This is a genomic window from Yinghuangia seranimata (assembly GCF_029953285.1).
GTDB lineage: Bacteria > Actinomycetota > Actinomycetes > Streptomycetales > Streptomycetaceae > Yinghuangia > Yinghuangia seranimata.
Genome location: NZ_JASAOI010000062.1, coordinates 49,187 through 75,510, shown reverse-complemented (window position 1 = coordinate 75,510; position 26,324 = coordinate 49,187). Strand labels below are relative to the sequence as shown.

Below are 26,324 nucleotides of genomic sequence, written 5' to 3'. Positions count from 1 at the left end.
TCAGTCGACCGGGATGACGGGGGTGACGCCTTCACGGTGCACGGTGCCCTCGATCAGCCCGTAGGGGCGGTCGGCGGCGAAGTACACCTCGTTGTCGTTCTTCTGCCCGAACGGCTCGAGGTCGACCAGGAAGTGGTGCTTGTTCGGGAGGGACAGGCGTACCTCGTCCACCTCGGGGCGGTTGTTGAGCACCCGGTTGCCCATTGCGAACAGCGTCTGCTGCAGCGAGTAGGAGTAGGTCTCCGCGAACGCCTCGAGCAGGTGCCGCCGTACCTGGGCGTACGAGCGCTCGAAGTTGACCGGCGCGAGCTCGTCGCCCGACCAGCCGAACTTCCAGCGCGCGTTCACCTCGGTCGCCAGGATGCGGTCGTACGCCTCCTTGAGCGTGGTGTAGCGGTCCTTGATGTAGCCCCAGAACTCCGAGGCGGTGGTGTTCATGACCACCAGGCCCTTGAGGCCCGAGATCACCTGGAACGACGTGCCGTCGTAGACGATCTCGGCGGTGCGGGTCTCCGCGCCGTCGCGGACGAAGGAGTGCTGCACCTCGTCGGCGCCGATGAACCGGTTGCGGCTGTCCGGCGTGGCGATCCGGTTCCAGGTGTACTCCTCGACCCGGATGCGCGCGCGGTGGATGGTCGGCTGCGAGTCGACGAAGTGCCGTGCCAGCAGCACGCCGAAGTCCTCGGCGGAGGTGACGCCGTGCTCCTGCGCGAAGGCGTACACGGTGTTCTTGGTCGTGTCGGTCGGCAGCACCGCGGCGTTGCCGCCGGTGACGTGCGTGTCCGCGAGGTCTCCGGAGAGGGCGACGCTGACGTTGAGGTCCTTGACCTCGTGCCGATTGCCGTCGCGGCGAACCCGGACGATCCGGTTCTCCGCTTTTCCATACTGGTTCTGGCCGAGCACCATCGGCATGGTCTAGCTCCCTCGGTAAACGGAGTATCCGTACGGGTTGAGCAGGAGTGGAACGTGGTAGTGGGGGCGCGCCGGGTCGGTGGTGAAGACCACCTGAACCTCGGGGAAGAAGGCGTCCTCGCCCCGGGCGGCCCGGTACGCGGCGACGTCGAAACGCAGCCGCACCGTGGCCGGGGTCCCGTCGACCGGGGAGGAGACCTGGGGAAGGTCGGGGCAGCGGCCGTCGGCGTTGGTCGCCGAGGTGCCGAGGACCTGCCAGCCGCCGTCCTGGTCGAGGACGGCGAGCTCCACGGGGACGTCGCGCGCCGGGTCGCCGGCGCTGGTGTCGAGGACGTGGGTCGAGACGGCGGTCATGCCTGCACCAGCTTTTCGAGACGGATCCGGTTGATCTTGCGGAGTTCCTCGCGGGCGTTCTCCCGCTCGGTGGCCGCGTCGTTGCCGAGCCGGACGCGCAGCGCGTCGAGCATCTCGGCGGCGCCGCGGCCGGTGGCGCAGATCAGGAACACGTGACCGAAGCGGTCGAAGTACTCCTGGTTGGCGTCGGCGAGTTCGGTGAGCACGCCGTCGTCCGCGCCGCGTACGCCGGCCTGTTCGCGTTCGGACTGCTCGTCGTTGGCGCGGGGGCGGCCGATGACCGCGTGCCCGGCCATCGCCTCGTCGAGGTCGGGGCTGGTGAGGCCGGACATCGCGAGGTCCGACGCGGCGTACAGCTCGTCGAGGTCGCGGTACGGGCGGCGGGCCGCGACCGCGTCGATCCAGCCGCGGCTCGCGCACACCTCGCCGAGCAGTTTGACGGTGTCGGCCGGGTCGGCGGCGTTGAGCCGCGCGAGCCCGGGACCGCCGGGGGAATCAGTGGGTTCCGGTAGATCGGCCACGCCGGACCTCCTGGAGCAGAGCGTCTGTCATCGCGTCCGGATCATCGGAACCGCGCTCAGCTAGGACGGTAGGTCGGCGGATGACACCCCGTCAACAGTTTGTTGAAGTGGATCAGTCCGGTGGGCGAACGGCGGATTTTGGAGGTTCGCACGAGCCCCGGCCCGGCGGACGGGCCCGCGGCGGCCAGGGGCGGTCGGGGGCTACTGCCCGCCCTGCTCGCGGTTCAGGTAGTTGTAGACGGTGAAGCGGCTGACGCCCAGCGCGGCCGCGACCGACTCGACGCCGTGCCGGATGGTGAACGCGCCGCGCTCCTCCAGGACGCGCACCACGCGCTGCTTGTCCTCGCGGCCCAGGTCCGCGAGCGGTCCGCCGAACTGGCGCACCATTTCGGCCAGCAGCCGGTCGAGCGCGGCGCCCAGGTGGGGCAGCCGGACGGCGACCACCGGCTCGCCGTCCCACGCGAGGACGACGTCCTCGGGCTTCGCGTCGGTGGTCGGCACGAGGTCCGCGCCGAGCGCGTCGACGAGCGGCTTGACGGCGTCGACCAGCGGGTGGGCCTGCTCGCTCATCGGGCGTCCTCCGCGTCCGGCACGGCCGTGACCTGCACGGAGATGCGCGTGGCGCCGACCTCGAAGGTCTCCCGGAAGAGCCGGTCGACGACCGCCAGGACGGTCTCCGCGTCGCCCACCGCGAGAGTGCCGAACGGGCCGACCTCGACGTCGAGCCCGGCCTCGTCGACGATCCGCCGCGCCGTGACGGCGTGGGGCGGGAAGTCCGGCATCTCGAACGGCTCTGTCGTGAACTCCATCTTCAATCGCACGGCCTGAACCCTAGTCAGGACGTATCGACTAATCCAGGATTCATCGACGCGCGGCATTGACAAACTGTTGAAGCATGGTGGCATCATTCCGTTAAGCAGAATCCTGCTTCCGCATCGTGGAATTTACCTAGAGCCCCCGTGGAAGAGGTGAGTCGCGTGAGCGCCGCACTGCGCTTCGATGTCAACCTTTCGATCCTGTTCACCGAGCTGCCCCTGCTGGAGCGTTTCGACGCCGCCGCGCAGGCCGGCTTCACCGAGGTCGAGCTGTGGTGGCCGTTCGACGGGCCGACACCGGCCGATGCGGACCTCGACGCCCTGGAGCGCGCACTCGGCAACGCCGGTGTGTCGCTGGTGGGCCTGAACTTCGACGCCGGCAACATGCCCGGCGGCGACCGCGGCCTGGTGTCGCGGCCGGCCGACTCCGACCGGTTCCGCGCCAACATCGACGTGGCGGTCGGTTTCGCCGCCCGCGTCGGGTGCCGGGTGCTGAACGCGCTGTACGGCAACCGCGTCGACGGCGTGTCCCGCCAGGAGCAGGCCGAACTCGGCCTGGCCAACCTGGCCCTGGCCGCCCAGGCGGCGCACCGCGAGGGCGCCGTCGTGCTGGTCGAGGCGGTCAACACCGTCGAGAACCCGCTGTACCAGCTGGACTCGGCCAAGGCCGCGGTCGACGTGGTGGACGCGGTCAACGCGGCCACCGGCCTCGGCAACACGAAGTTCCTGTGCGACCTGTACCACCTCGCCACGATGGGCGAGGACCTGCCGGCGGTGATCGACGCTTACGCGGACCGCATCGGCCACGTCCAGATCGCCGACAGCCCCGGGCGCGGTCAGCCCGGCACCGGCGACCTCGACTTCGACGACCTGTTCGGCCGCCTGGCCGCCGTCGGTTACGACGGCCGCGTCGGCCTCGAGTACAAGCCCGTGGGCCCGAGCGCCGACAGCTTCGCATGGCTGCCGCGCGACCGCCGTGACGGGAAGGGAAACGCCTGATGAGCAACGCGAAGATCGGCTCGGTGGCCTTCATCGGCCTCGGCATCATGGGCGGCCCGATGGCCGCCAACCTGGTCAAGGCCGGGTACACCGTCACCGGGTTCAACCTCACCCAGCCGCCCATCGACGCGCTCGTCGCGGCCGGCGGCAAGGGCGCCACCTCGATCGCCGACGCCGTACGCGACGCCGACGCCGTCATCACGATGGTGCCCGCCGACCCGCACGTCGAGCAGGTCATGTACGGCCCGGACGGGGTCCTGGAGAACGTCCGCCCCGGCACGCTGGTGATCGACATGAGCTCGATCAAGCCCAGCACGTCGATCGGCGTCGCGGCCAGGGGCGGCGAGCTCGGCCTGCGCGTCCTGGACGCCCCGGTCAGCGGCGGCGAGGCGGGCGCCATCGAGGCGGTGCTGTCGATCATGGTCGGCGGCGCGGAGGAGGACTTCGCCTCGGCGCTCCCGCTGTTCGAGGCGCTCGGCAAGACGATCGTGCGCGTCGGCCCGTACGGCGCCGGCCAGACCGTCAAGGCCGCCAACCAGCTCATCGTGGCCGGCAACATCCAGCTCGTCGCCGAGGCGCTGCTCTTCCTCGAGCGCGCCGGCGTCGACACCGAGGCCGGCCTCGAGGTGCTCGGCGGCGGCCTCGCCGGCAGCACCGTGATGGCCCGCAAGGGCGACTCGATGCGCGCCCGCCAGTTCAAGCCGGGCTTCCGCATCGACCTGCACCACAAGGACATGGGCATCGTCTCCGAGGCGGCCCGTGAACTCGGCCTCGTGCTGCCGTTCGGCGCACTGGCCACCTCGCTCGTCGCCGCGCTCCGCGCACAGGGCGACGGCGACCTCGACCACAGCGGTCTGCTGCTCGGCCTCGAGCGCCTCAACGGCCTGGCCGACAGCCCGCGTTCGGCAGGAGGTAACGCCTGATGGCTCCCCGTCTGATGCCCGTCATGGACGCCGTCGTCCAGGTCCTCAAGTCCGAGGGCGTGGACACCGCGTTCGGCTGCCCGGGCGCCGCGATCCTCCCGCTCTACAAGGCGCTCGAGGCCGACGGCACGATCGAGCACCTCATCGTCCGCCACGAAGAGGGCGCGACGCACATGGCCGACGGCTGGGCGCGTACCAACGGCAACGTCGGTATCGCGATCGGCACCTCGGGCCCGGCCGGCACCAACATGATCACCGGCCTGTACACGGCGATCGCCGACTCGATCCCGATGATCTGCATCACCGGCCAGGCGGTCTCCTCCAAGCTGCACCAGGAGGCCTTCCAGGCGGTCGACATCGTCGAGATCGCCAAGCCGGTCACCAAGTGGGCCGTGCAGGTCAAGGAGGCCGCGCAGGCCCCCTGGATCTTCCGTGAGGCGTTCCGCATCGCCCGCTCGGGCCGCCCGGGCCCGGTCCTGATCGACCTGCCGCTGGACGTCCAGCAGCAGAAGATCCTGTGGGACCCCGAGCTCGACGCGCCGCTGCCGGTCGCCGAGGTCCACCCCCACCCGCCGCGCGTCGAGGCCGCCCTCGACATGCTGCTCGCCGCCGAGCGCCCGCTGTTGCTGTCCGGCGGCGGCGTCATCATCGGCGAGGCGCACGAGGAACTGCTCGAGCTCGCCGAGCTGCTCCAGATCCCGGTCCAGGTCACCCTCATGGGCAAGGGCTCGATCGACGAGAACCACGCGCTCTACAGCGGCATGACCGGCATCCAGACCTCGCAGCGCTACGGCAACGCGTCGTTCCTGGAGTCCGACCTCGTCCTCGCGCTCGGCGCCCGCTTCGGCGACCGCCACACCGGCACGCTCGACGTGTACCGCGGTGAGCGCAAGTTCATCCACGTCGACATCGAGCCGACCCAGATCGGCAAGGTGTTCCAGCCCGACCTCGGCATCGTGTCCGACACCCGGCTGTTCCTCCAGGCGATCCTCGCGGCCGCCAAGGAGCGCGGCCTGCGCCGCGAGGCGGGGGAGTGGGTGGCCCGCGTCCAGGAGCTGCGCGCCACGCTGACCCGCCGCGAGGACTTCGACGCGGTCCCCGTGAAGGCGCCCCGCGCCTACAAGGAGATCAACGAGGTCTTCGACGCGAACACCTACTTCGTCACGGCGATCGGCCTGTACCAGATCTGGGGCGGCCAGCACCAGAAGGCGTACCTGCCGCGGCACTACCAGATCTGCGGCCAGGCCGGCCCGCTCGGCTGGGAGATCCCGGCCGCGATCGGCGTCAAGAAGGCGCTGAAGAACAGCGAGCCGGACGCCGAGGTCGTGGGCATCGTCGGCGACTACGGCTTCCAGTACCTCGTCGAGGAGCTCGCGGTCGCGGCGCAGTACAACGTGCCGTTCGTGATCATCATGCTCAACAACGAGTACCTGGGCCTGATCCGCCAGGCGTCGCTGCCGTACGACATGAACTACCAGGTGGACATCCACTACGACGACTACGGCGCCGACAACGTCAAGATCATGGAGGCGTACGGCTGCTCCGGCCGCCGCGTCTTCGAGCCGGGCGACATCCGCGAGACCCTGGAATGGGCCCGCAAGGAGGCGCAGAACACCTCCCGCCCCGTGCTCGTCGAGATCATGATCGAGCGCGAGGCGAACACGCCGCACGGCCCCGCCATCGACGCCGTCCGCGAGTTCGAGCCGCTTCCGCAGGGCTGACCTACAGACAAGCGGAGGCCGGTGCCGACCTGGACCGTCTTCCCTCCGGTCTTCGCTTACGGCTGCCGATCCTCTCGGCCGCCCGGCGCCCGCCCCCGGTCCACCGACCGGACCGGGGCGGGTGCCGAAACCCCCCGACCCCACCCGGCGGCACCTGAACCGGTGTCGCGGCCGTGCCGCCGGGTGGAATCAACAGATCAGTGGAATCAACAGAACAGACAGAACCGGACCCGGGTAGGGACACGGTGGCGGTACGTATGTCCAATAGCCGCCACCGCACCCGCCGTGGCCTACTGTCCCCGCAACCGTCCGTCCCGCCGACCGTCCGGAGAGGAGCGACCGTGGCAGCCCCGAAGATCGTCGTCGCCCCCGACAAGTTCAAGGGCACACTCACCGCGGCCGAGGCCGCCGGACGCATCGCGGAAGGCATCCTGCGCGTCCTGCCCGCCGCCGACGTGCGCCGCCTGCCGGTGGCCGACGGCGGCGACGGCACCGTGGACGCCGCCGTCGCGGCCGGCTTCCGCCGGGTCCGCACCCGCGTCGCCGGGCCCACCGGGCCCGCCGTCGACGCCGACTTCGCGCTGCGCGGCGGCACCGCCGTCGTCGAACTCGCGCAGGCCTCCGGCCTCGTCCTGCTTCCCGCCGGCATTCCGGCGCCGCTGACCGCCAGCAGCTACGGCGTCGGCCAACTGATCGCCGAGGCGGTGCGCGTGGGGGCGCGTCGCATCGTCCTCGGTCTCGGCGGGAGCGCCTGCACCGACGGCGGAGCCGGCATGGTGCAGGCGCTCGGCGGGCGGCTGCTCGACGCCCAAGGCGTCGAGCTGCCGCCCGGCGGAGCCGCGCTGCGCGACCTGGACCGCGTCGAGGCGACCGACCTCCTGCGGCGCTTCGACGGCATCGAGGTGGTCATCGCCTCCGACGTCGACAACCCGCTGCTCGGCCCCACCGGGGCCGCGGCGGTGTACGGCCCGCAGAAGGGCGCCGGACCCGAGGACGTGCCGGTCCTCGAGGCCGCCCTCGCCCGCTGGGCCGAGGTCACGGGCCGGGACGTGCCGGGGGGCCGGGTCGCCGGCCGACCCGGTTCGGGTGCCGCCGGCGGGGTGGGCTTCGGCGCCCTCGCCTACCTCGGCGCGTCCCTCCGCCCGGGCATCGACCTGCTGCTCGACCTCGTCGGCTTCGAGCCGGTTCTGGCAGGAGCCGCGCTCGTCGTCACCGGCGAGGGCCGGCTCGACCGGCAGACCCTGCACGGAAAGGCGCCCGCGGGTGTCGCCGCCGCCGCGGCGCGCGCCGGGGTCCCGGTCGTGGCCGTCTGCGGCCGTCTGGAGCTGACGGGGATGCAGCTTCAGACGGCCGGGATCGTCCGCGCGTACCCGCTCGAGGAGTTGGCCGCCGACGGCGGCGACCCGCTCACCCAGGCAGGGGACTTCGCGGAGGAGGCCGGCGTGAGGCTGGCCAAGGACCTGCTTCAGGAGATCGCCCAGGAGATGGAGGCCGCCCAGTGACCACGACGACCAGCACCCTCGCCCGCGTCCTGCGGTCCCGGCGGGTCGTCACCCCCGCGGGCGAGATCGCCGCGGACGTCGTCGTGGCCGGCGGCCGCATCACCGACGTCGCGCCGTACGGCAGCGTCACCACCGCCGTCGGCGGCGTGCAGGACCTGGGCGACGTCGCGCTGCTGCCCGGCCTCGTGGACACCCACGTGCACGTCAACGAGCCCGGCCGCACGGCGTGGGAGGGCTTCGCGTCCGCGACCCGCGCCGCCGCGGCCGGCGGCGTGACCACGCTCATCGACATGCCGCTCAACTCGATCCCGCCGACCACCACCGTCGGCGCGCTGCACGCCAAGCAGGACGCGGCGCGCGGACGCGTGCACGTCGACGTCGGGTTCTGGGGCGGCGCCGTGCCGGGCAACCTCAACGACCTCGAAGCGCTGTACCGCGCCGGGGTCTTCGGCTTCAAGGCGTTCCTGTCACCGTCCGGGGTCGACGAGTTTCCGCACCTGTCCCGCGAGCAGCTCGACGAGACGCTCGCCGAGCTGGCGAGCTTCGACGCGCTCGCGATCATCCACGCCGAGGCCCCCGAGGAGCTCGACGCCGCACCGCAGCGGGCCGGCCGCGACTACGCCGACTTCCTCGCGTCCCGCCCCGACTCGGCCGAAGCGGTCGCCGTGGCGGGCCTGTTCGAGGCCGCGAGGGAGACCGGCGCGCGCGTGCACGTGTTGCACGTGTCGTCCGCCGAGGTGCTCCCGCTGCTGGCGAAGGCCCGCGCCAACGGGGTACGCGCGACCGCCGAGACCTGCCCGCACTACCTCACGCTCGCCGCCGAGCAGGTGCCCGCCGGCGACACCGCCTTCAAGTGCTGTCCTCCGATCCGCTCCGAGGCCAACCGCGACCGGCTGTGGGAGGCGCTCGGCGAGGGCGAGTTCGTCGCGGTCGTCTCCGACCACTCGCCGTGCACCGTGGACCTCAAGCGCCTCGAAGAAGGCGACTTCGCGCTCGCCTGGGGCGGCATCGCGTCGCTGCAGCTGGGCCTGCCGGCGATCTGGACCGAGGCGCGCCGCCGCGGCCACACGCTCGCCGACGTCGTCGGCTGGATGGCCACCGGCCCCGCGCGGTTCGCCGGTCTGCGCCGCAAGGGCGTCATCGCCCCCGGCCGGGACGCCGACCTGGTCGCGTTCGACCCGGACGCCGCGTTCGTCGTCGACCCGGGCACCCTGCACCACCGCAACCCGGTCACGCCCTACACCGGCCGCGAACTCACCGGCGTCGTAAGGACCACGTGGCTGCGCGGCGAGGTCGTCGACGTCGACGGCACCCCGCGCGGCGAGCTCCTGGAGCGCGAGCCGTCGTGATCACCGCAGCCCTGCGCCGCCACCGCGGCCACGCGCCACCGCCCCCCGGTTTCTGAACCGTCGTCAGCGCCCCCGCAACGAGACCGGAGTCGTAGATGAGCACGCCCGAAAACGCCGGACACAACACCACCGACTTCACCGAACTCCCCAACCTGGCCGCCCGCCCGCTGGGCGCCGGGGTCGTCGCCGCCAACGACGAGTGGTTCGCCGACAAGGAGAACCTGCTGCTCGCCGAGACACCGGTGTTCCAGCCGCACACGTTCGGCCCCAAGGGCCAGATCATGGACGGCTGGGAGACCCGGCGGCGGCGCGGCGTCAGCGCCGAGGAACCGCACGTACGCCCCGACGACCACGACTGGGCGGTCGTCCGGCTCGGCGCGGCCGGCGTCGTCCGCGGCGTCGTCGTCGACACCGCGCACTTCGTCGGCAACTACCCGCCGTACGCCTCCGTCGAGGCCGCCTACCTCCCCGGCCACCCGGACCTGGCCGACGTGCTCGCCGACGACGTCGCGTGGACCGAGATCGTGCCGCGCAGCCCGCTGAAGGGCGACACCGCGCACCGCTTCGACGTCGCCGTCGAGAAGCGCTTCACCCACGTGCGGCTCAACATCTTCCCGGACGGCGGCGTGGCCCGGCTCCGCGTGCACGGCGAGGTCGTGCCCGACGCCGACTACCTCGACGGGCTCATGGTCGACGTCGCCGCCGCCGACCTCGGCGGCGTCGCCGAGGCGGCCAGCGACCGGTTCTTCTCGTCGCCGCACAACATCAACGCCCCTGGCCGCTCGCGGGTGATGGGCGAGGGCTGGGAGACCCGGCGGCGCCGCGACGACGGCCACGACTGGGTGCGGATCAAGCTCGCGGGCCCCGCCGACATCGCCGCCGTCGAGATCGACACGGACCACTACAAGGGCAACGCGCCCGGCTGGATCCGCCTGGTCGCCACCGACGGCACGCCCGAGGACGAGGCGTCCTGGTACGAGATCCTCCCGCGCACCCGCGTCCAGCCCGACACCCGCCACCGGTTCCGGGTCGCGCCCGGCCGTTCCGCGACCCACGTGCGCGTCGAGGTGTACCCCTGCGGCGGCGTCGCCCGCCTGCGGCTCCTCGGCCGGGTCACCGACGCCGGCCTCGCCGAGCTGCGCCGCCGCACGGCCGAACTCGACGCCGACTGACCACGAACCGCTCCACCGCGTAACTGATAGGGAGTCAGCACCCCATGACCGACCAGATATTGACGACCGAGTCGGGCGCGCCCGTCGCGGACAACCAGAACTCCGCGCAGGCCGGCGTCGGCGGCCCCGTGCTCATCCAGGACCAGTACCTGCTGGAGAAGCTCGCCCGGTTCAACCGCGAGCGCATCCCGGAGCGCATCGTGCACGCCCGCGGCTCCGGCGCCTACGGGTTCTTCGAGGTCACCGACGACGTGACCCCGTACACCCGGGCGCACTTCCTCGGCGAGGTCGGCCGCAAGACCGAGGTGTTCCTCCGCTTCTCGACGGTGGCGGGCAACCTGGGCGCCTCCGACGCGGTGCGCGACCCGCGCGGGTTCGCCGTGAAGTTCTACACCGAGCAGGGCAACTACGACCTGGTCGGCAACAACACCCCGGTGTTCTTCATCAAGGACCCGATCAAGTTCCCGGACTTCATCCACTCGCAGAAGCGCGACCCCTACACCGGCAGCACCGAGGCCGAGAACGTGTGGGACTTCTGGTCGTACGCCCCCGAGGCGACCCACCAGGTCACCTGGCTGTTCGGCGACCGCGGCATCCCCGCGTCGTACCGGCACATGAACGGGTACGGCTCGCACACCTACCAGTGGGTCAACGCCCAGGGCGAGGCGTTCTGGGTGAAGTACCACTTCAAGACGAACCAGGGCGTCCGCTCGCTCACCAACGAGCAGGCCGCCGAACTCGCCGGCGCCGACGCGGACTCGCACCAGCGCGACCTGCACCAGGCCATCGAGCGCGGGGTGTTCCCGTCCTGGACCGTGCACGTCCAGGTCATGCCGGCGGCGGACGCGGCCAAGTACCGCTTCAACCCGTTCGACCTGACCAAGGTGTGGCCGCACAGCGACTACCCGCTGATCAAGGTCGGCCGCCTGGTGCTGAACCGCAACCCGGAGAACGTGTTCGCGGAGGTCGAGCAGGCGGCGTTCTCGCCGAACAACTTCGTTCCGGGCATCGGTCCGTCGCCCGACAAGATGCTCCAGGGACGGCTGTTCGCCTACGCGGACGCGCACCGGTACCGCCTGGGCGTCAACCACACCCAGCTGGCGGTCAACGCCCCGCACGCCACGGCGGCGAACAACCACGGCCGCGACGGCGCGATGGCGACCAACGCCGCGGGGCGCGCGAAGAACTACGAGCCGAACAGCTTCGGCGGCCCGTTCCAGACCGGCGAGGCGCTGGCCGCCCCGTCGGCCGTGGTCGGCTTCACCGGCACCCACGAGGCGCCGCAGCACGTCAAGGACGACGACTTCTTCCAGGCCGGCGAGCTCTACCGCCTCATGAGCGCCGACGAGAAGTCCCGCCTCATCGCCAACCTCGCCGGGTTCATCGCGCAGGTGCAGCGCGACGACATCGTCGAGCGGGTGCTGCCGCACTTCCACGCGGCCGACCCCGAGTACGGCCGCCGCCTGGAGCAGGCCGTGCGCGAGCTGCGCGACGCCGCCAACTAGCTGGCGACCGCAGGAAGAAGGAAGAAGAAGGAAGAAGAAGGAAGAACGACCGGGGGACGCCGTCCACCGCGAGCGGGGTGGCTCGCGACGCGAGGCGTCCCCCGGTGTCGGAACACCGCCGGGCGGCGGGGTGCGTGACATGGTGCTGCTCAGATCACCGCGCCGCCCGGCGGCTCCACCCGACGGCGGCGGAGCCGTCCGCGGGCCCGCAGCGGGCCCCGTTCGGGCCGCGCGGGGCCCGCTGCGGCGTTCCCGCGCACCGGTGGCCCCGGGGCGCCGTTGCGCGGCCTGTGGGCGATCGACGATGATCACCGAGGCGGCGGCGCGGCCGCGTTCCCGCCCGGGGGACCGTACGACGGTCGGACACGCCGGGGGATGAGGTGGCGGAGCGCCAGGACACCGCGGACACCGGGACGGACTTCGCGACGGCCGTCTGGCTGACCGCGCTGGCCCGCGAACGCGCGGACCTCGACGACCGCGTCCGGCGGCTGCACGCCGCCGAGACCGCGCTGCGCGAGAGCGTCGTCGAACTCGTGATGTCCGGGCGCCTGGAGCCCGCCCGGCGGATCGCCGCCCTGGCCGGTGGCGGACTCCCGGACCCGGTACGGGCGTTCGTCGTCCAGGCGCGGGCCGGTGAACGCGACCGTGCCGCCGATGCCTGCGTCCGCGTCGGCGCGGAGACCGGCACCGAGGTGTGGGTGCGGCGCTGCCCCGACCACGCGCTGCACGTCCTCGTCCTCGCGCCCGGCGACGCCGTCGGCTACGCGGCCGCCGTCCGCGCCGCGATGGGCGGCCGCTGCCGCATCGCCGCCAGTCTGGCGCTGCCGCTGCAGGACGTCGTGTTCGCGTACGGCCAGGCACTCGCCGGGCTCATGGCCCCCGGCCGACGCGCCTCCGACGGACCGGCCGTACCCAGCCCCGGCAACGGATTCGCGCCGCTCACCGGCGAGTTGGGGCGGCAGTGGGCGGCCGGCTTCCTCGCCCCGATCCGCGCGCACGAGCCCGCCAGGCCCCAGGACCCGCTGCCCGACGACCTGATGACCACCGCCCGCATGTGGCTCGTCTTCGGCCGCGAAGCCGCCGCCCGGCTCTACCTGCACCGCAACACCGTCGCGTCCCGGCTCCGGCTGGTCGGCCGACTCCTGCGCCTGGACCTGGCCACGGTCGGCTCCCAGGCCACCCTCTGCCTCGCCCTGGCCCTCGACGAACTCCCGCGCCCCCGCCCGCTGGACACGCCCCGACGGGTCGACTTCGGCGCCGTCCTCACCCAGCCGCTCGCCCGCGGCTGGGCCCGCGCGGTGCTGCGCGACGTCCTCGACGAGCCCGACTCCACCGACGCCGTCACCCTGCGGGTCTGGCTCGACTACGACTGCCAGGCCCGCGCCGCCGCGTACGTCCTCGGCATATCGGGCCCCGGCCTGCGCAAACGGCTCGCCCGGCTCTCCGAACGCCTCCGCACCGACGGCCTCGGCAACCCCGTCGTCCAACGCGACCTGTGGCTCGCCACCCGCGTGCTCGACGCCGCCGCCCGCCGCTGACCCGGAACCGACCCCGCCCTCTCCCGAAGCCGCTCTGCCCGCACGGCGGTTGACCCCCGCACGGTGAGAACCGCACCCGGTTGCCCCGGGTCCGGTGTGCCGCTCCGAGCCTCCGACTTCGCGATCTCCGCTGCCAGAATCCCGTCTGGCCGTGATCGCGGCTGCATCGAACGGAGGCTCCTTGAAACGCGTCGCAACAGCGAACGCGGCACTGGCGCTCCCCAACTCGCCGACGCCGTCCGCTCTCGACTCCACACCACCTCCCCCAGGTGGCCCGGTCTTGCGCCCCAAGCCGGGACTCGTCGAAGTGTCGTCCCCAGACAGGCCGTCGGCGGCACCGGCGGCGGGTGAACCGAACCCTTGTGGTTCCCCGCCGCCGGTCGACCCGATCGAGGCACCCGCGCCGCACGCCGCCCGCCGCGCCGGGCGAAAGGTGACCGCGACCACCGCGGCCTAGCGCACCCCCGGACACCGACGGTCCGGCCCTGTTCACGCGGGCCGGGCCGTCGGTCATGCACGCCCCCCAACGTGCTCGTCGATCGATCGGAGGCTCCCCCCTTTGAAACGCGTCGCAACAGCGGTCGCGGCACTGGCACTCCTCGCCGCGCCGATGCCCTCCGCATTCGGCTCCACCCCACCCCCACCGGGAAGCCCCGCGTCGCAGCCGGCTCCGGGAGCGGCCGAAGTGTCGTCCCCGGACGGTTCGCCGGCCGCGGGCGAACCGGACCCCCATGGCTCACCGCCACCGGTCAGCGCCGCCGCCCCCGCCTACAACGCCGCCCGGACCGCCTCCGCGGCGGCCGCCCTCAAGGCCCGGTCGGCCGCGAGTGGCAAGTCCGGAAACCCGAACCCGGCACCGGACTTCGGCCCGGGTGACAAGGTCGTCCCGGCGTGGTCCCAGCACCGGATCAACGACGACCAGCTGGTCCGGTACGGCGTCCAGAACCTCATCGGGTCCAAGGACCTGCCGGCCGAGTTCAGGCCCGACAAGGCGCTCGGCGAAGAGGCCGCCGGCTACCAGGCCTTCCTGTTCGAGCACCTGACGTCCGCGACCCCGCAGACGAAGGCGTGGGTCAACGACCTCTTCTCCGTCAAGAAGGCCGGCGCGAAGACGGCGACGGCCACGACCGCGGCCACGTCCCTCGCGGCCGACCTGCCGGACGACCCGAAGAACGCGTGCGGCACGGTCACGATCTACCTGGCCGACCAGTTCCAGTGCCTGTACGTGACCGAGCACGCGAACATCTACTACAACATCGAGCGCACGGTCGGCGATCCGGACCACGGCGGCTACGTCGAGCCCGGGCTCAAGCCCGAGTTCAACCGCAGCAGCGACACCCCCGACGCCGTCTACAAGATGGCCGAGGGCCTGGAGTCCGCCTGGAAGACGTACCAGGCGATGGGCTTCGTCATCTCGCTCCCGGCGGGACCGCTCGACGTCTGGGTCGGCCATTCCTCCGCCAAGGACGGGGCCGGTGTGGCCTTCCCGTTCGAGTTCCCCGGCGCGGGCCACAACCCGACGATCCTGCTGCCGCAGGACATGGCGGTCGGCGCGGGCAACCCCGTGCCGATCAACTTCCAGTTCAACTACCTGCCGCGCCACGAGCTGTTCCACTGCTTCCAGTACCACTACATGCCCAACGCCGACTTCGTGTTCAACCTCGGCGCGACGAACTGGTGGATGGAAGCCAGCGCGGAGTGGGCCACGCACAAGAGCTTCGAGGCCGACCCGTCGTACGACGGTGAGGCCCGCGAGAACGAGTACTACGCCCGCAACCTCGCCAAGTTCCTGGGCTCGCCGGGCCGTGCCATCAACGCGTGGGACGGGTTCGGGAATTCGCGGCAGTACTCGGTGAACCCGCTCGCCGAGTACCTGACCGAGCGGACCGACAACCGCTTCGTGCGGCTGACGTGGGAGGTCTACTCGACCGCCGGCGGCAAGAGCCTCGACGCCATCAAGGCCGTGATGTCCGGGTACGGACTCGACGCCAACGCGGCGATGCTGGACTTCGCGGTGGCGAACTACCGGCTGAGCAACCCGGTCTCGGCCTGGTCGCCGCAGACGCAGGCATGGGTCACCGCCCCGGGCTACACCGACCCGCAGGCGTCCACGACGTGGCGCGGAATCCTCGCGGACGGCAATGTCGGCACGGACTCGTATGCCGGAGGCCGCCCCGCGCACGGAACCGCCGTCCTCGGCGGGCTCGCCCCCACGTGGAACACGGGCAACCTGACGGCCGAACTCCAGCCCGGCGGCGCCTTCTACGTCGACCTGATGACCGGTTTCCAGAAGGGCAAGATCGGCGACCAGGGCGTCCTCCAGGTGCACGTGGACCCGAAGCCGAACCTGCGCTACTCGGTCGTCACCTGGCGTGGCAGCGGCAGCACCACCGGGGCGCTGTACCCGGCGATCAACGAGACGTACTCGTTGGACGCTTCGGGTAACGCGTATGTGCGCGTCTCCGACCCGTCGATGGTGGCGACCCTCGTCGTCGCCCGTGTCGACCTGGTCGCGGAGCCGTCCGACGCGGTGAACAACAAGCTCTCGTTCGGCTGGAACGCCAGCGTCACCCAGGACGTCGTCTCGCCGCTGACCGTCGACGGCGACCCCGGCGCGGTCGTCAGCAGCGTCCCGGGCCTGCACGCCTGGTTCACCGTGCCGGTCGCGGCGAACCAGACCTTCTACGTCGCGAGCCGGGGCAAGTACGACGCCAACGTCACGCTGCGCGCACCCTGGGGATCGAAGATGGGCAGCGGCACCGCCTACGGCGGCATGGTCAACGAACTCTTCACCGGCGCCTACAAGACCGGGTTCTACACCCTCGGAGCCAGCCCGGGCGTGGTGTACCTCGAAGCAGTGCCGTCGACCACGGGGCAACTCGACGTCTCGCTGCGCGCGCTCGACGTGAACACGATCCCCACCGCGACCGCCGTCGTGGAGGGCGCTCCGGTGACGGTGGCGACCACCAAGTGGGGCCAGCGTGCCAAGCTGCGCTTCTCCGTGCCGGTGGGCCAGACGTTCTACCTCGCGGGTTCGTCGGCCGTCCACAGCGTGTACGAGACCCAGCAGGTTCCGTACTACCCGGTCGACAGCTGGCTCGAGTACATGACCAACGGCACCAAGCGGCACGACATCGGGCGCGTGCTGACCAGCGCGGGAACCGGCGACTACGCCGTGGACATCAGGCCGACGCCCTTCGACCCCACGGACGCTCCCTTCCCGTACGAACTGCGCGTGCTGAGCACGGTCGTGAAGGCTGCGGCGACGCCCAACGGCAGCGTCACCACGGTGGACATGTCCACCTGGGGCCGCCGGGCCCAGATCACCTTCCCCGGTACCGCCGGGCAGAAGATCAACGTGGACGCCGCCAACATCGGGCCGGCCTGCACGTTCGGGCCGGGCCTGTGCTCGGGCAGCGCCGCGTTCTGGAATCCGTACAACCCGCCCTACTACAGCACGCTCGCCGCGGTGGGCGGGCTCCCGCGGCCCAGCACACCGCCCAACCCGACCGGACAGCGCAGCATCACCGGCTACGCGCTGCCCACCACCGGCACACAGACGCTCGAACTGGGCAACCAGCAGAGCGACAGCGCCAAGTACACCATCGCGATCTACCCCTAGTCGCGGCGGTACCGGACACCGGCGGTCCGGCCCGACCCACACGGGTCGGGCCGTCGGGTCACCGTGCCGGGCTCGTGGCTCCGGGCCCCGGTAACGCGACGCCCCCGTCGCCCGCTTCGCGCGGGCGGCGGGGGCTCGTCGGTCAACGGGTCAGTGGCGCTCGTTCAGGATGTCCTTCAGGTCCGCACACGCCTGCACGACGACGTCGCGTGCCCGGTCGACCTGCGTAGGGGTCAGGCCGGCGCGGGCCGCGACCGCGTCGATCTCGTGGCGGAAGCGGTCGAACAGTGCGCCGAGTTCCTCGGCGCCCGGGCGCGCGCGCCGGGACTTCTCGCGGGCCGGGCGGGACGTGACCGGCACTTCGACGTCCTCGTCGGCCAGGCGGGACTTCGCCGCGGCCCCGCGGATGTGGTCCGACCCGCTCGTCGTGTCCTTCGCCGCGCCCTCGGCGTCTGTCTCGGCGCCCCACACGTCCGGCCGCTCGGTGGCCAGCGGGTCGGGCCCGAAGTGCTTGAGGATCTCGTCCTCGAGCCGCTGCGTGCGCTGTTCGGTCAGCCCGGCGAGGCCCTGTGCGAGGCCCTCGGCGAGGTCCACCATCTTCTGGGACAGCGCGGGCCCGAGGTTCTTGGCCCACGCCGAGACCGGGTCCTCGCGGCCGCCCGCGCCGGCGCCGCCCCAGCCCTTGGCGGACGACGACGCCCGGGGACGCGGCGTCTCGTGGACGTCCTGCGCGGCCTGCCGCAGTTCCTCGCGCAGGTTGCGCGCGGAGGTGCGGACCTCGTCGCGGATCTCGCGGGCGCGCTCGTACACCGACTCGCGGATCTCCGCCTCGAGCGCGTCCAACTCGGCCTGGCGGGCGGTGAGCTCGGCGCGTCCGGCGTCGGTGATGCGGTAGACCTTGCGGCCGCCTTCGACCGAATGGGCGACGAGGCCCTCCTGCTCGAGCTTGGCGAGCCGGGGGTAGACGGTGCCGGCGGACGGCGCGTACAGGCCGAGGAAGCGGTCCTGCAGCAGCCGGATGATCTCGTAGCCGTGGCGGGGGCTTTCGTCGAGCAGCTTGAGCAGGTACAGCCGCAGGCGGCCGTGCCCGAAGACGGGGGTCATGCGTTTACCTTTCCTTCCGGAGCCCGGCGCAGCAGAGCCACGTCGCCCGACACCGAGGTGATCCTCAAGCGCCCCGTCCCCCCGCCCAACGTGCCGACCAACCGGGATGTTCCGAATCCGGTCCGCGCGGTCAGCCCTTCGAACGCCGAACCGACGGTACCGCCGGACGAGCGCACGTCGACATCGACGTCGCCGTCGTGCGGCAGCCGCACCGTGAGCGCGCCCGAAACCGTCGACAGCTGGACGTCGTTGCGCCCGAACGCGTCGAGGTCCAGCACCATCGCGCCCGACACCGAGTGCGCCCGCACACGGCCCCCCGTGCCCTCGACCAGCGTCAGGTCGCCCGACACCGTGGCGACCTGGAAGTCGCCCGCGAGCGACTCGGCCTCGACGGTCCCGGCGACCGTCGCGGCGTCCACCGCGCCGGTCAGCCCGAAGAGGGTGATGCCGCCCGCGACGCTGCGCACCGCGACGCAGCCGTGCACGCCGGAGACCGTCGCGTGCGCGGACATGACCGCGATGTCGATCGTGCAGTCCCACGGCACGGCGAGCGCCACGCGGCAGCTGCGGCCGTGCACCTGGCGGTCGAGCCACGCCTTGGGGCTCTTCCAGCTCAGGTCGTCGTATCCGACGGTGAGCTCGCCCGACGCCGGGTCGTGACCGACCTCCAGCGGCGGGCCCTCGACGCCGGTGACCTCGAGCCGGGTCGGCCCGTCGGTGCCGACGACGTCGACCAGACCGGCGACGGCGCGGACGCGCACCACATGGACGGGCTCGACGTCGAACGCCTGAGGATCGGCGACGGTCCATCGAGACATGAATCCCCCTCCCCTTCGGGGCGTGATACGCGATATATCGTGTGCCCTGTCATCCACGATATATCGCGTTGACCGCGCGTCAAGGGGTCGGGAACCACCGGCTGTTCCCGCGAGTCATACAACCGCCAGGATGGCGCGATCGCTACCCCGGCAACGCGGGAATCCGATGAGGGACTACCCGCACCGAACGCGCGGGGCCGTCCGCGCCGGACGGTGCGGGGCCCGCGCCGCAGACAATGTGGAGGAACCACCGGATGCCGTTCACCGCCAGCCATATGGCCGCCGCCCTGCCGATGCGCTCCGGCACCCGCACAGGGGTGGGGGAGCGGCGCGGGCCGCTGGTGGCCTCGGCGCTGGCGATCGGCACCATGACGCCCGACGTCGTGCTGTTCGTCGACCTGCGGTCCCTGCCGCTGCACCCGGACCGGACGGTCACGCACGGCCTGGTGCCCGGTGTCCTCATCGTCGACCTCGTGTTCACCGCCGTGGCCGTCGGGGTGTGGCACTTCCTGCTCCTGCGCCCGACACTCGCGCTGCTGCCCGACGCGCTGCGCGCCCGGCTCGCGGAACCGCTCACCCCGGTGCTGCCCGGGCGGATCGCCGCCGCACGCCGCGAGGGCCGCCCCTGGGTCCGGGAACTCGTCGGCGTCGCCGGATGGTTCGTGGTCTCCGCGTGGATCGGCGGGCTCACCCACGTCGGCTGGGACACCTGGACGCACGCCGGGGACGCCGGCGCCCGCGAGGTCGCGCCGTGGCTGCTCGACGCCAGCCCGTTCGGCCCCGCGTGGTGCCAGGTCCTGCAGAACATCAGCTCGGTGGTCGGCCTCGCCGCCCTCGCCTGGTGGGTCCGGCGGCTGCCGGCCCGCCCGCTGCCGCACGACGCCCCCCGTCGGCTCGCCGTGCGCGCCCGCGCCACCGTCGTCGCCGCGGTCGCGCTCGCCGGCACGCTCGCCGCGATCCGCCGCACGAGCCCGCAGCCCGACTGGCTGCGCGGCGACCACCAGGCCCTCGCCGTCGAGCTGACCATCGGCTTCGGCCAGGGCGCGGCGCTCGCCGTGCTGCTGTACGCCGTGGGCTGGGCCGTGCACACCGCGAACGCCGCGCGTACCGCCTGACCGGCCGGGAGGCCTACTCCTCCTCGTCGTCCAGCCGCGCGAGCCACGTCGCGAGGCGCTCGACCGGGGTCTCGAACTCGGGGTTGAGGTCCACGAACGTGCGCAGCTGCTCGGCCAGCCACGCGAAGCTGACCTCTTCTTCTCCGCGCCGGCTCTCCAGCTCTTCGATGCCGCGGTCGGTGAAGTACACGCTCGCTCCCACTCGCACAGGGCCCTCTTCGGGCCCGGAATCCAAAGGGGTTCGCCCCGGCGCATCGTATGCGCCGGGGCGAACCCGGGAAAACCCGCCGGTGGGGACCGGCGCCCGCCTTACGCGAACGCCTGCGCCACCAGGTCCTGCTGCTCCGCCTCGTGCCGCTTGGCCGAGCCGACCGCCGGCGACGACGCCGCCGAGCGGGCGATGCGGCGCGGCGTCGGCAGCCCCGCCTCGACCAGGTTGAGCGCGATGAACGGCCACGCGCCCTGGTTGGCCGGCTCCTCCTGGGCCCACACGAGCTCCAGGCCGTTGCCGTACCGCTCCATGCCGTACCGGGTCAGCTCGGCCCGCATCTCCTCGATCGGCAGCGGGTAGAGCCGCTCGACCCGGACCAGCGCGACGTCGGTGGCACCGGACCTGGTGCGCGCCGCCTCGAGGTCGTAGTAGAACTTGCCGGACGTCATGACCACGCGCCGCACCTGCTTCGGGTCCACCGTGGTGTCCCCGATGACCGGCCGGAACTCGCCCGTGGTGAACTCCTCGATGCGCGACGCGGCGGCCTTCAGGCGCAGCATCGACTTCGGGGTGAACACCACCAGCGGCTTGTGGTGCGGGTTGTGCACCTGCCAGCGCAGCAGGTGGAAGTAGTTGCTCGGCAGCGTCGGCGCCGCGACCGTCATGTTGTTCTGGGCGCACAGCTGCAGGTAGCGCTCGATGCGCGCCGAGCTGTGGTCCGGGCCCTGGCCCTCGAAGCCGTGCGGGAGCAGCAGCGTGACACCGGAGTGCTGGCCCCACTTCTGCTCGGCGGAGGAGATGAACTCGTCCATGATGGTCTGCGCGCCGTTGGCGAAGTCGCCGAACTGCGCCTCCCACAGCACCAGCGCGTTCGGGCGGGCCAGCGAGTAGCCGTACTCGAAGCCCATCGCGGCGAACTCGCTCAGCAGCGAGTCGTACACGGTGAACTTGGCCTGCTCGGGCGTGAGGTTCGCCAGCGGCGTCCACTCACCGCCCGACTCGCGGTCCACCAGCACCGCGTGGCGCTGGCCGAAGGTGCCGCGGCGGGAGTCCTGGCCGGCGAGCCGGACCGGGTGGCCCTCCATCAGCAGCGAGCCGAACGCGAGCGTCTCGCCCATCGCCCAGTCGATCGTGCCGTCCTCGACCATCGCCGCGCGGCGCTGCAGCTGCGGCTGCAGGCGCGGGTGCACGGTGAAGCCGTCGGGCAGCGAGATCTGCGACTCGACGATCCGCTTGACCGTCTCGGTGGCGATCGCGCTGCCGACCGGCGCCGGGAACTCCGGCAGCGGCTGCGGCTCGGCGTGCGCCGGCAGCTGCGCCGTGGTCGCCTCGCGGACCTCGGCGAAGACCTTCTCGAGCTGGTCCTGGTAGTCCTTCAGGGCCTGCTCGGCCTCTTCGACCGTGATGTCGCCGCGGCCGATGAGCGCCTCGGTGTACAGCTTGCGCACCGAGCGCTTCTTGTCGATCAGGTCGTACATCAGCGGCTGGGTGAACGACGGGTTGTCGGCCTCGTTGTGGCCCCGGCGCCGGTAGCAGATCAGGTCGATCACGACGTCCTTGTGGAACGCCTGCCGGTACTCGAAGGCCAGCTCCGCGACGCGCACGCACGCCTCGGGGTCGTCGCCGTTCACGTGGAAGATCGGCGCCTCGATCATGCGCGCGACGTCGGTCGCGTACATCGAGGAGCGCGACGACGCCGGGGCGGCGGTGAAGCCGACCTGGTTGTTGATGACCACGTGCACCGAGCCGCCGGTGCGGTAGCCGCGCAGCTGCGACATGTTGAGCGTCTCGGCGACCACGCCCTGGCCGGCGAACGCGGCGTCGCCGTGCAGCAGCAGCGGCAGCACCGTGAAGCCCGCGCCGGCCATGTCGATGATGTCCTGCTTGGCGCGCACGACGCCCTCGAGGACCGGGTCGACCGCCTCGAGGTGCGACGGGTTGGCGACCAGCGACACCTTGACCTGCGCGCCGTCGTCCGAGGTGAAGGTGCCCTCGGCGCCCAGGTGGTACTTCACGTCGCCCGAGCCGTGCATCGACTTGGGGTCGATGTTGCCCTCGAACTCGCGGAACACCTGCGCGTAGCTCTTGCCGACGATGTTCGTCAGGATGTTGAGCCGGCCGCGGTGCGCCATGCCGATCGCGACCTCGTCGAGGCCCGCCTCGGCGGCCGACTGGATGATCGCGTCCAGCAGCGGGATGGTCGACTCGCCGCCCTCGAGCGAGAAGCGCTTCTGGCCGACGTACTTGGTGGCCAGGAAGGTCTCGAACGCCTCGGCGGCGTTGAGCTTGCGCAGCACGCGGAGCTGGTCCTGGCGGTCCGGCTTGCTGTGCGGGACCTCGACGCGCTCCTGGATCCAGCGGCGCTGCTGCGGGTCCTGGATGTGCATGTACTCGACGCCGACGGTGCGGCAGTACGAGTCGCGCAGCACGCCGAGCACCTCGCGCAGCGTCATCATCGACTGGCCGGCGAAGCCGCCCACCGCGAACTCGCGCTCCAGGTCCCACAGCGTCAGCCCGTGCTCGACCACGTCGAGGTCGGGGTGGCGGCGCTGCTTGTACTCCAGCGGGTCGGTGTCGGCCATGAGGTGGCCGCGCACCCGGTAGGAGTGGATGAGCTCCTGCACGCGGGCGGTCTTGTTGACGTCGTCCTCGTGGCTGGCGGAGATGTCCTGCACCCAGCGCACCGGCTCGTACGGGATGCGCAGGGAGGCGAAGATCTCGTCGTAGAACCCGCCCTCGCCGAGGAGGAGCTGGTGCATGCGACGCAGGAACTCGCCCGACTGCGCACCCTGGATGATCCGGTGGTCGTAGGTGCTGGTCAGCGTGAGGATCTTGCTGACCGCGAGGCGGGCCATCGTGTCCGAGGACGCGCCCTGGAACTCGGCCGGGTACTCCATGGCGCCGACGCCGACGATGGTGCCCTGTCCGGGCATCAGGCGCGGGACCGAGTGGACGGTGCCGATGCCGCCGGGGTTGGTCAGCGACACGGTGACGCCGGCGAAGTCGTCGACGGTCAGCTTGTTCGCGCGGGCACGGCGGACGATGTCCTCGTAGGCCTGCCAGAAGCCGAAGAAGTCCAGGTCCTCGGACTTCTTGATGGCCGCGACGACGAGCTGGCGGTCGCCGTTGGGCTTGGTCAGGTCGATCGCGAGGCCGAGGTTGATGTGCTCGGGCTTGACCAGGAAGGGCTTGCCGTCGACCTCTTGGTAGCCCTGGTTCATCGCGGGCATCGACTTGATCGCCTGGACGAGCGCGTAGCCGATGAGGTGCGTGAACGAGACCTTGCCGCCGCGGGCGCGCTTGAGGTGGTTGTTGATGACGATCCGGTTGTCGATCAGCAGCTTCGCCGGCACGGCGCGCACGCTGGTCGCGGTCGGGATCGTGAGGCTCGCGTCCATGTTGGCCACGACGCGGGCCGCGGGGCCCTTGAGCTGGACCGTCTCCGGGCCGTTGACGGAGGCCTGCACAGGGGTGGCGGCCTTCGGCTTGGCGGGCGGGGGGTCCGCGGGGGTGGGCTTGGCGACGGCGGCGTTGTTGGAGACGCCGGAGGTCACCATCGGGTGGCTGGACGCCGGGCCGGGTGTCGTCGCGGCAGGGCCGGTCGGGGCGGGCGCTGGAACCTGGTTCGAGACGGGCGCGGAGCCGGCGGAGCCGGGCGCACTCGGGGTGCTGGTGGTGATGGCTGCGCTCCGGTTGGACGAGTCCGCGGTGGCTGCGGCCGGTGCCGCATCCGCGCTGCTGGGCTTGTAGTCGGCGAAGAAATCCCACCATGCGCGATCTACAGAATTGGGGTCCTGTAGGTACTGCTGGTAGATCTCGTCGACAAGCCACTCGTTGGGGCCGAAGCTGGCCATCGGGTTGCTAGGGGACTGTGACGACACGGCGGCAACCGCCCTCTTCCGCTTCCTGGGGTGGTGGACAGCGGGAAACAAGGCTACGCCCTTTCGGCCATGGTGCGCAGGCCCTACGTCCTACGCGTCGCGTAGATCACAGAGAGATGACCGAGTGGCGGAGATTTGTCCCTTTCGGACACATTCTATGTGACGGTATGTCATAACCGGAGCGTCACATTCCGTCCGAGCATGTCCTTGCGTGCCGGCTTGACGCGCGTCCACCAGCGGCGCGTCAGTACAACTGTGCGAAGCGGCGTCTTGTGAGGTTTGTCGGTCTCACCGACGGTCACGAGCGGGCGTCGCGTGTGTCGCCCGGCAGCACGACGCGGATGCGGCAGCCGTACGCCGACTCCGCCACCGCGATCTCGCCACCGTGCAGGTCCACCGCCCACCGCGCGATCGCCAGCCCGAGGCCCGTCCCGCCGCCCTCCCGCCGCCGCCCTCCCGGGTATCCCGACGCGGCACCGCCGCCGGGCCCGGACCGGTCGCCGCCGCGGATGAAGCGCTCGAACACCCGGGTGCGCTCCTCGCGGGGGATGCCCGGCCCCTGGTCCTGCACCTCGAGTCGCAGGCTGCCGGACGCCGCGTCGTGCGCGCGGTGCGCGTGCAGGCTCACCCGGCCGCCCGGCGGGCTGTGCCGGCACGCGTTCGCCAGCAGGTTCGTCACCACCTGGTGCAGCCGCTCGGTGTCGGCGACCGCGGTCAGGGCGGCCGGCTCGACGTCGACGACGAAGACCACGTCGTGGCCCAGCGACTCCGCCTCACGCAGCACCGACTCCAGGAACGGCCGCACCGCGAACTCGCGCGCGTGCAGCGGCACCACGCCGGCGTCGAGCCGGGACAGGTCCAGCAGGTCGGCGACCAGCCGGCCGAGCCGCTCGGTCTGCGTCAGCGCCTGCTCCAGGCGCTCCTTGTCCGGCTCCCACACGCCGTCGACCATGTTCTCGAGCAGCGCCTGCAGCCCGGCGATCGGCGTGCGCAGCTCGTGCGACACGTTCGCGACCAGCTCGCGCCGGTGCCGGTCGACCTGCTCCAGGTCGGACGCCATGCGGTTGAACGCCGACGCCAACTGGCCGACCTCGTCGCGCGAGGTGGCCCGCACCCGGCGCGAGTAGTCGCCACGCGCCATCGCGCGGGCCGCCGCGGTCATCTCGCGCAGCGGCGACGTCATGCCGTGCGCCAGCAGCAGCGTCACCGCAAGGCTGGCCAGCGAGGTGACGACGAACGTGTAGCGGAACTGCACCTCGGCCCGCAGCCCCAGGATCATCAGGAGCGTCGACACGAACACCGACGTGACCACCAGGACGCCGAGCTTGATCTTGATCGAGCGCAGCGGGTCCAGCGGTCTGGCCATCCAGGCGGGGCGGAGCATGGCGGTCACCCTTCGAGCGGGCCCGGCCGACCCTGCTGGGCCGGCGTCTCCAGGGCGTAGCCGACGCCGTGCACGGTGCGGATCCACTCGGCGCCCAGCTTGCGGCGCAGCGCCTTGATGTGGCTGTCGACGGTGCGGGTGCCGGACGCGTCGACCCAGTCCCACACCTCGGCGAGCAGCTGCTCACGGGACAGCACCGCGCGCGGCCGCGAGGCCAGGCACACCAGCAGGTCGAACTCGGTCGGCGTCAGGTGCACCTCGGCGCCGTCCAGGTGCACGCGGCGCTGGGTGCGGTCCACGCGCAGCCCGCCTATCCGCACCGTCTCGGGGACGCTCTCGCGCGCGGCGGCCGCGGCGCGCTCCATGCGGCGCAGCAGGACGTGCACGCGCGCGACCAGCTCGCGCATCGAGAACGGCTTGGTCATGTAGTCGTCGGCGCCGACCGCCAGTCCGACCAGCAGGTCGGTCTCGTCGTCGCGCGCGGTCAGCATGAGCACCGGCACGGCGGGGTGCACGGTGTGGATGCGGCGGCACACCTCCAGGCCGTCGAGGCCGGGGAGCATGACGTCCAGGACGACGATGTCGGGGCGGGACTGCTCGGCCAGCGCGACCGCGGTGGGGCCGTCGGTCGCCATCAGTGTCGTGAAGCCCTCGGCGCGCAGTCGGGCCGCGACCGCCTCGCCGATGGTCGGTTCGTCCTCCACGACCAGGACGAGCCGCTGTTCGCCGGGGCCCGCGCCGGAACCGCGTTGGGGCTGGGCGGGCAGGGGCGGGGACACGGGCGCGTGGTCGGTCATGGACGGCAGCGTACGGAGCGGCGGGGCCTGCGCGTATGCGGGTTCGCGGAGTTGCGTCACAAGTCCGTAGCAGTGTGACGG

General features: G+C 71.9%; 21 protein-coding genes. 10 read left to right on the top strand and 11 right to left on the bottom strand.

Translation table 11 applies throughout. The annotated features are described in order from the left end of the window. The 5 genes from pucL to QI554_RS35850 form a co-directional block, all read right to left on the bottom strand. Positions 1-912, bottom strand: coding sequence for a factor-independent urate hydroxylase (gene pucL / locus QI554_RS35870; RefSeq protein WP_281476368.1), 912 nt, complete (start codon positions 910-912; stop codon positions 1-3). Positions 913-915: 3 nt separating this feature from the next. Next, complete coding sequence (gene uraH, locus QI554_RS35865; RefSeq protein WP_281476367.1) at positions 916-1,266, bottom strand: hydroxyisourate hydrolase; 351 nt, start codon at positions 1,264-1,266, stop codon at positions 916-918. Beyond that, positions 1,263-1,787 carry a 2-oxo-4-hydroxy-4-carboxy-5-ureidoimidazoline decarboxylase gene (uraD, locus tag QI554_RS35860; protein WP_281476365.1) on the bottom strand — a complete coding sequence of 175 codons (525 nt, stop codon included), beginning with the start codon at positions 1,785-1,787 and terminating at the stop codon, positions 1,263-1,265. Before uraD ends, uraH begins: the two co-directional genes overlap by 4 nt. Before the next feature lie 201 nt (positions 1,788-1,988). After that, a complete protein-coding gene (locus QI554_RS35855; protein WP_281476364.1) occupies positions 1,989-2,357 on the bottom strand; it encodes a helix-turn-helix domain-containing protein in 369 nt (122 codons plus the stop codon). Continuing rightward, positions 2,354-2,608, bottom strand: a complete 255-nt coding sequence (locus QI554_RS35850; RefSeq protein WP_281476362.1) for a thiamine-binding protein — start codon at positions 2,606-2,608, stop codon at positions 2,354-2,356. Before QI554_RS35850 ends, QI554_RS35855 begins: the two co-directional genes overlap by 4 nt. A 156-nt stretch (positions 2,609-2,764) precedes the next feature. Here QI554_RS35850 and QI554_RS35845 point away from each other — a divergent pair, with 156 nt between their 5' ends. The 9 genes from QI554_RS35845 (at position 2,765) to QI554_RS35805 (ending at position 16,933) form a co-directional block, all read left to right on the top strand. Then, a complete protein-coding gene (locus tag QI554_RS35845) occupies positions 2,765-3,601 on the top strand; it encodes a hydroxypyruvate isomerase family protein (protein WP_281476360.1) in 837 nt (278 codons plus the stop codon). After that, on the top strand, positions 3,601-4,524 hold the full coding sequence (locus QI554_RS35840) for a 2-hydroxy-3-oxopropionate reductase (protein WP_281476358.1): 924 nt from the start codon (positions 3,601-3,603) through the stop codon (positions 4,522-4,524). Before QI554_RS35845 ends, QI554_RS35840 begins: the two co-directional genes overlap by 1 nt. After that, positions 4,524-6,245, top strand: a complete 1,722-nt coding sequence (gene gcl, locus QI554_RS35835) for a glyoxylate carboligase (RefSeq protein ID WP_281476357.1) — start codon at positions 4,524-4,526, stop codon at positions 6,243-6,245. The genes QI554_RS35840 and gcl overlap by 1 nt, the downstream gene beginning before the upstream one ends. 341 nt (positions 6,246-6,586) lie before the next feature. Next, complete coding sequence (locus QI554_RS35830) at positions 6,587-7,747, top strand: glycerate kinase (protein ID WP_281476355.1); 1,161 nt, start codon at positions 6,587-6,589, stop codon at positions 7,745-7,747. Next, positions 7,744-9,096, top strand: a complete 1,353-nt coding sequence (allB, locus tag QI554_RS35825) for an allantoinase AllB (RefSeq protein ID WP_281476353.1) — start codon at positions 7,744-7,746, stop codon at positions 9,094-9,096. Before QI554_RS35830 ends, allB begins: the two co-directional genes overlap by 4 nt. Before the next feature lie 95 nt (positions 9,097-9,191). After that, on the top strand, positions 9,192-10,268 hold the full coding sequence (alc, locus tag QI554_RS35820; RefSeq protein WP_281476351.1) for an allantoicase: 1,077 nt from the start codon (positions 9,192-9,194) through the stop codon (positions 10,266-10,268). A 44-nt stretch (positions 10,269-10,312) separates the two neighbouring features. Beyond that, complete coding sequence (locus QI554_RS35815; RefSeq protein ID WP_281476350.1) at positions 10,313-11,773, top strand: catalase; 1,461 nt, start codon at positions 10,313-10,315, stop codon at positions 11,771-11,773. A gap of 380 nt (positions 11,774-12,153) precedes the next feature. Beyond that, complete coding sequence (locus QI554_RS35810) at positions 12,154-13,311, top strand: helix-turn-helix domain-containing protein (RefSeq protein WP_281476349.1); 1,158 nt, start codon at positions 12,154-12,156, stop codon at positions 13,309-13,311. Between the two features lie 685 nt (positions 13,312-13,996). After that, positions 13,997-16,933: a hypothetical protein gene (locus tag QI554_RS35805; RefSeq protein WP_281476347.1), complete on the top strand. Its 2,937-nt coding sequence runs from the start codon at positions 13,997-13,999 to the stop codon at positions 16,931-16,933. 150 nt (positions 16,934-17,083) lie between these two features. Here the strand turns inward: QI554_RS35805 and QI554_RS35800 are convergent, their stop codons facing one another. Beyond that, positions 17,084-18,037, bottom strand: coding sequence for a PadR family transcriptional regulator (locus QI554_RS35800; RefSeq protein WP_281476345.1), 954 nt, complete (start codon positions 18,035-18,037; stop codon positions 17,084-17,086). Next, positions 18,034-18,855: a DUF4097 family beta strand repeat-containing protein gene (locus QI554_RS35795; protein WP_281476343.1), complete on the bottom strand. Its 822-nt coding sequence runs from the start codon at positions 18,853-18,855 to the stop codon at positions 18,034-18,036. The genes QI554_RS35800 and QI554_RS35795 overlap by 4 nt, the downstream gene beginning before the upstream one ends. Positions 18,856-19,109: 254 nt before the next feature. Between QI554_RS35795 and QI554_RS35790 the strand changes: the two genes are divergently transcribed. Continuing rightward, complete coding sequence (locus tag QI554_RS35790; protein ID WP_281476341.1) at positions 19,110-19,970, top strand: DUF4184 family protein; 861 nt, start codon at positions 19,110-19,112, stop codon at positions 19,968-19,970. A gap of 13 nt (positions 19,971-19,983) precedes the next feature. Here the strand turns inward: QI554_RS35790 and QI554_RS35785 are convergent, their stop codons facing one another. The 4 genes from QI554_RS35785 to QI554_RS35770 form a co-directional block, all read right to left on the bottom strand. After that, positions 19,984-20,160: a DUF6104 family protein gene (locus QI554_RS35785; RefSeq protein ID WP_281476339.1), complete on the bottom strand. Its 177-nt coding sequence runs from the start codon at positions 20,158-20,160 to the stop codon at positions 19,984-19,986. 119 nt (positions 20,161-20,279) lie between these two features. Continuing rightward, positions 20,280-24,035, bottom strand: coding sequence for a multifunctional oxoglutarate decarboxylase/oxoglutarate dehydrogenase thiamine pyrophosphate-binding subunit/dihydrolipoyllysine-residue succinyltransferase subunit (locus QI554_RS35780; protein ID WP_281476338.1), 3,756 nt, complete (start codon positions 24,033-24,035; stop codon positions 20,280-20,282). A 325-nt stretch (positions 24,036-24,360) separates the two neighbouring features. Continuing rightward, positions 24,361-25,446 carry a HAMP domain-containing sensor histidine kinase gene (locus QI554_RS35775; RefSeq protein WP_281476336.1) on the bottom strand — a complete coding sequence of 362 codons (1,086 nt, stop codon included), beginning with the start codon at positions 25,444-25,446 and terminating at the stop codon, positions 24,361-24,363. Positions 25,447-25,451: 5 nt separating this feature from the next. Beyond that, positions 25,452-26,243 (bottom strand): response regulator transcription factor, encoded by a 792-nt coding sequence (locus QI554_RS35770; RefSeq protein ID WP_281476334.1) that lies wholly within the window; start codon positions 26,241-26,243, stop codon positions 25,452-25,454. Between the last annotated feature and the right edge of the window lie 81 nt (positions 26,244-26,324).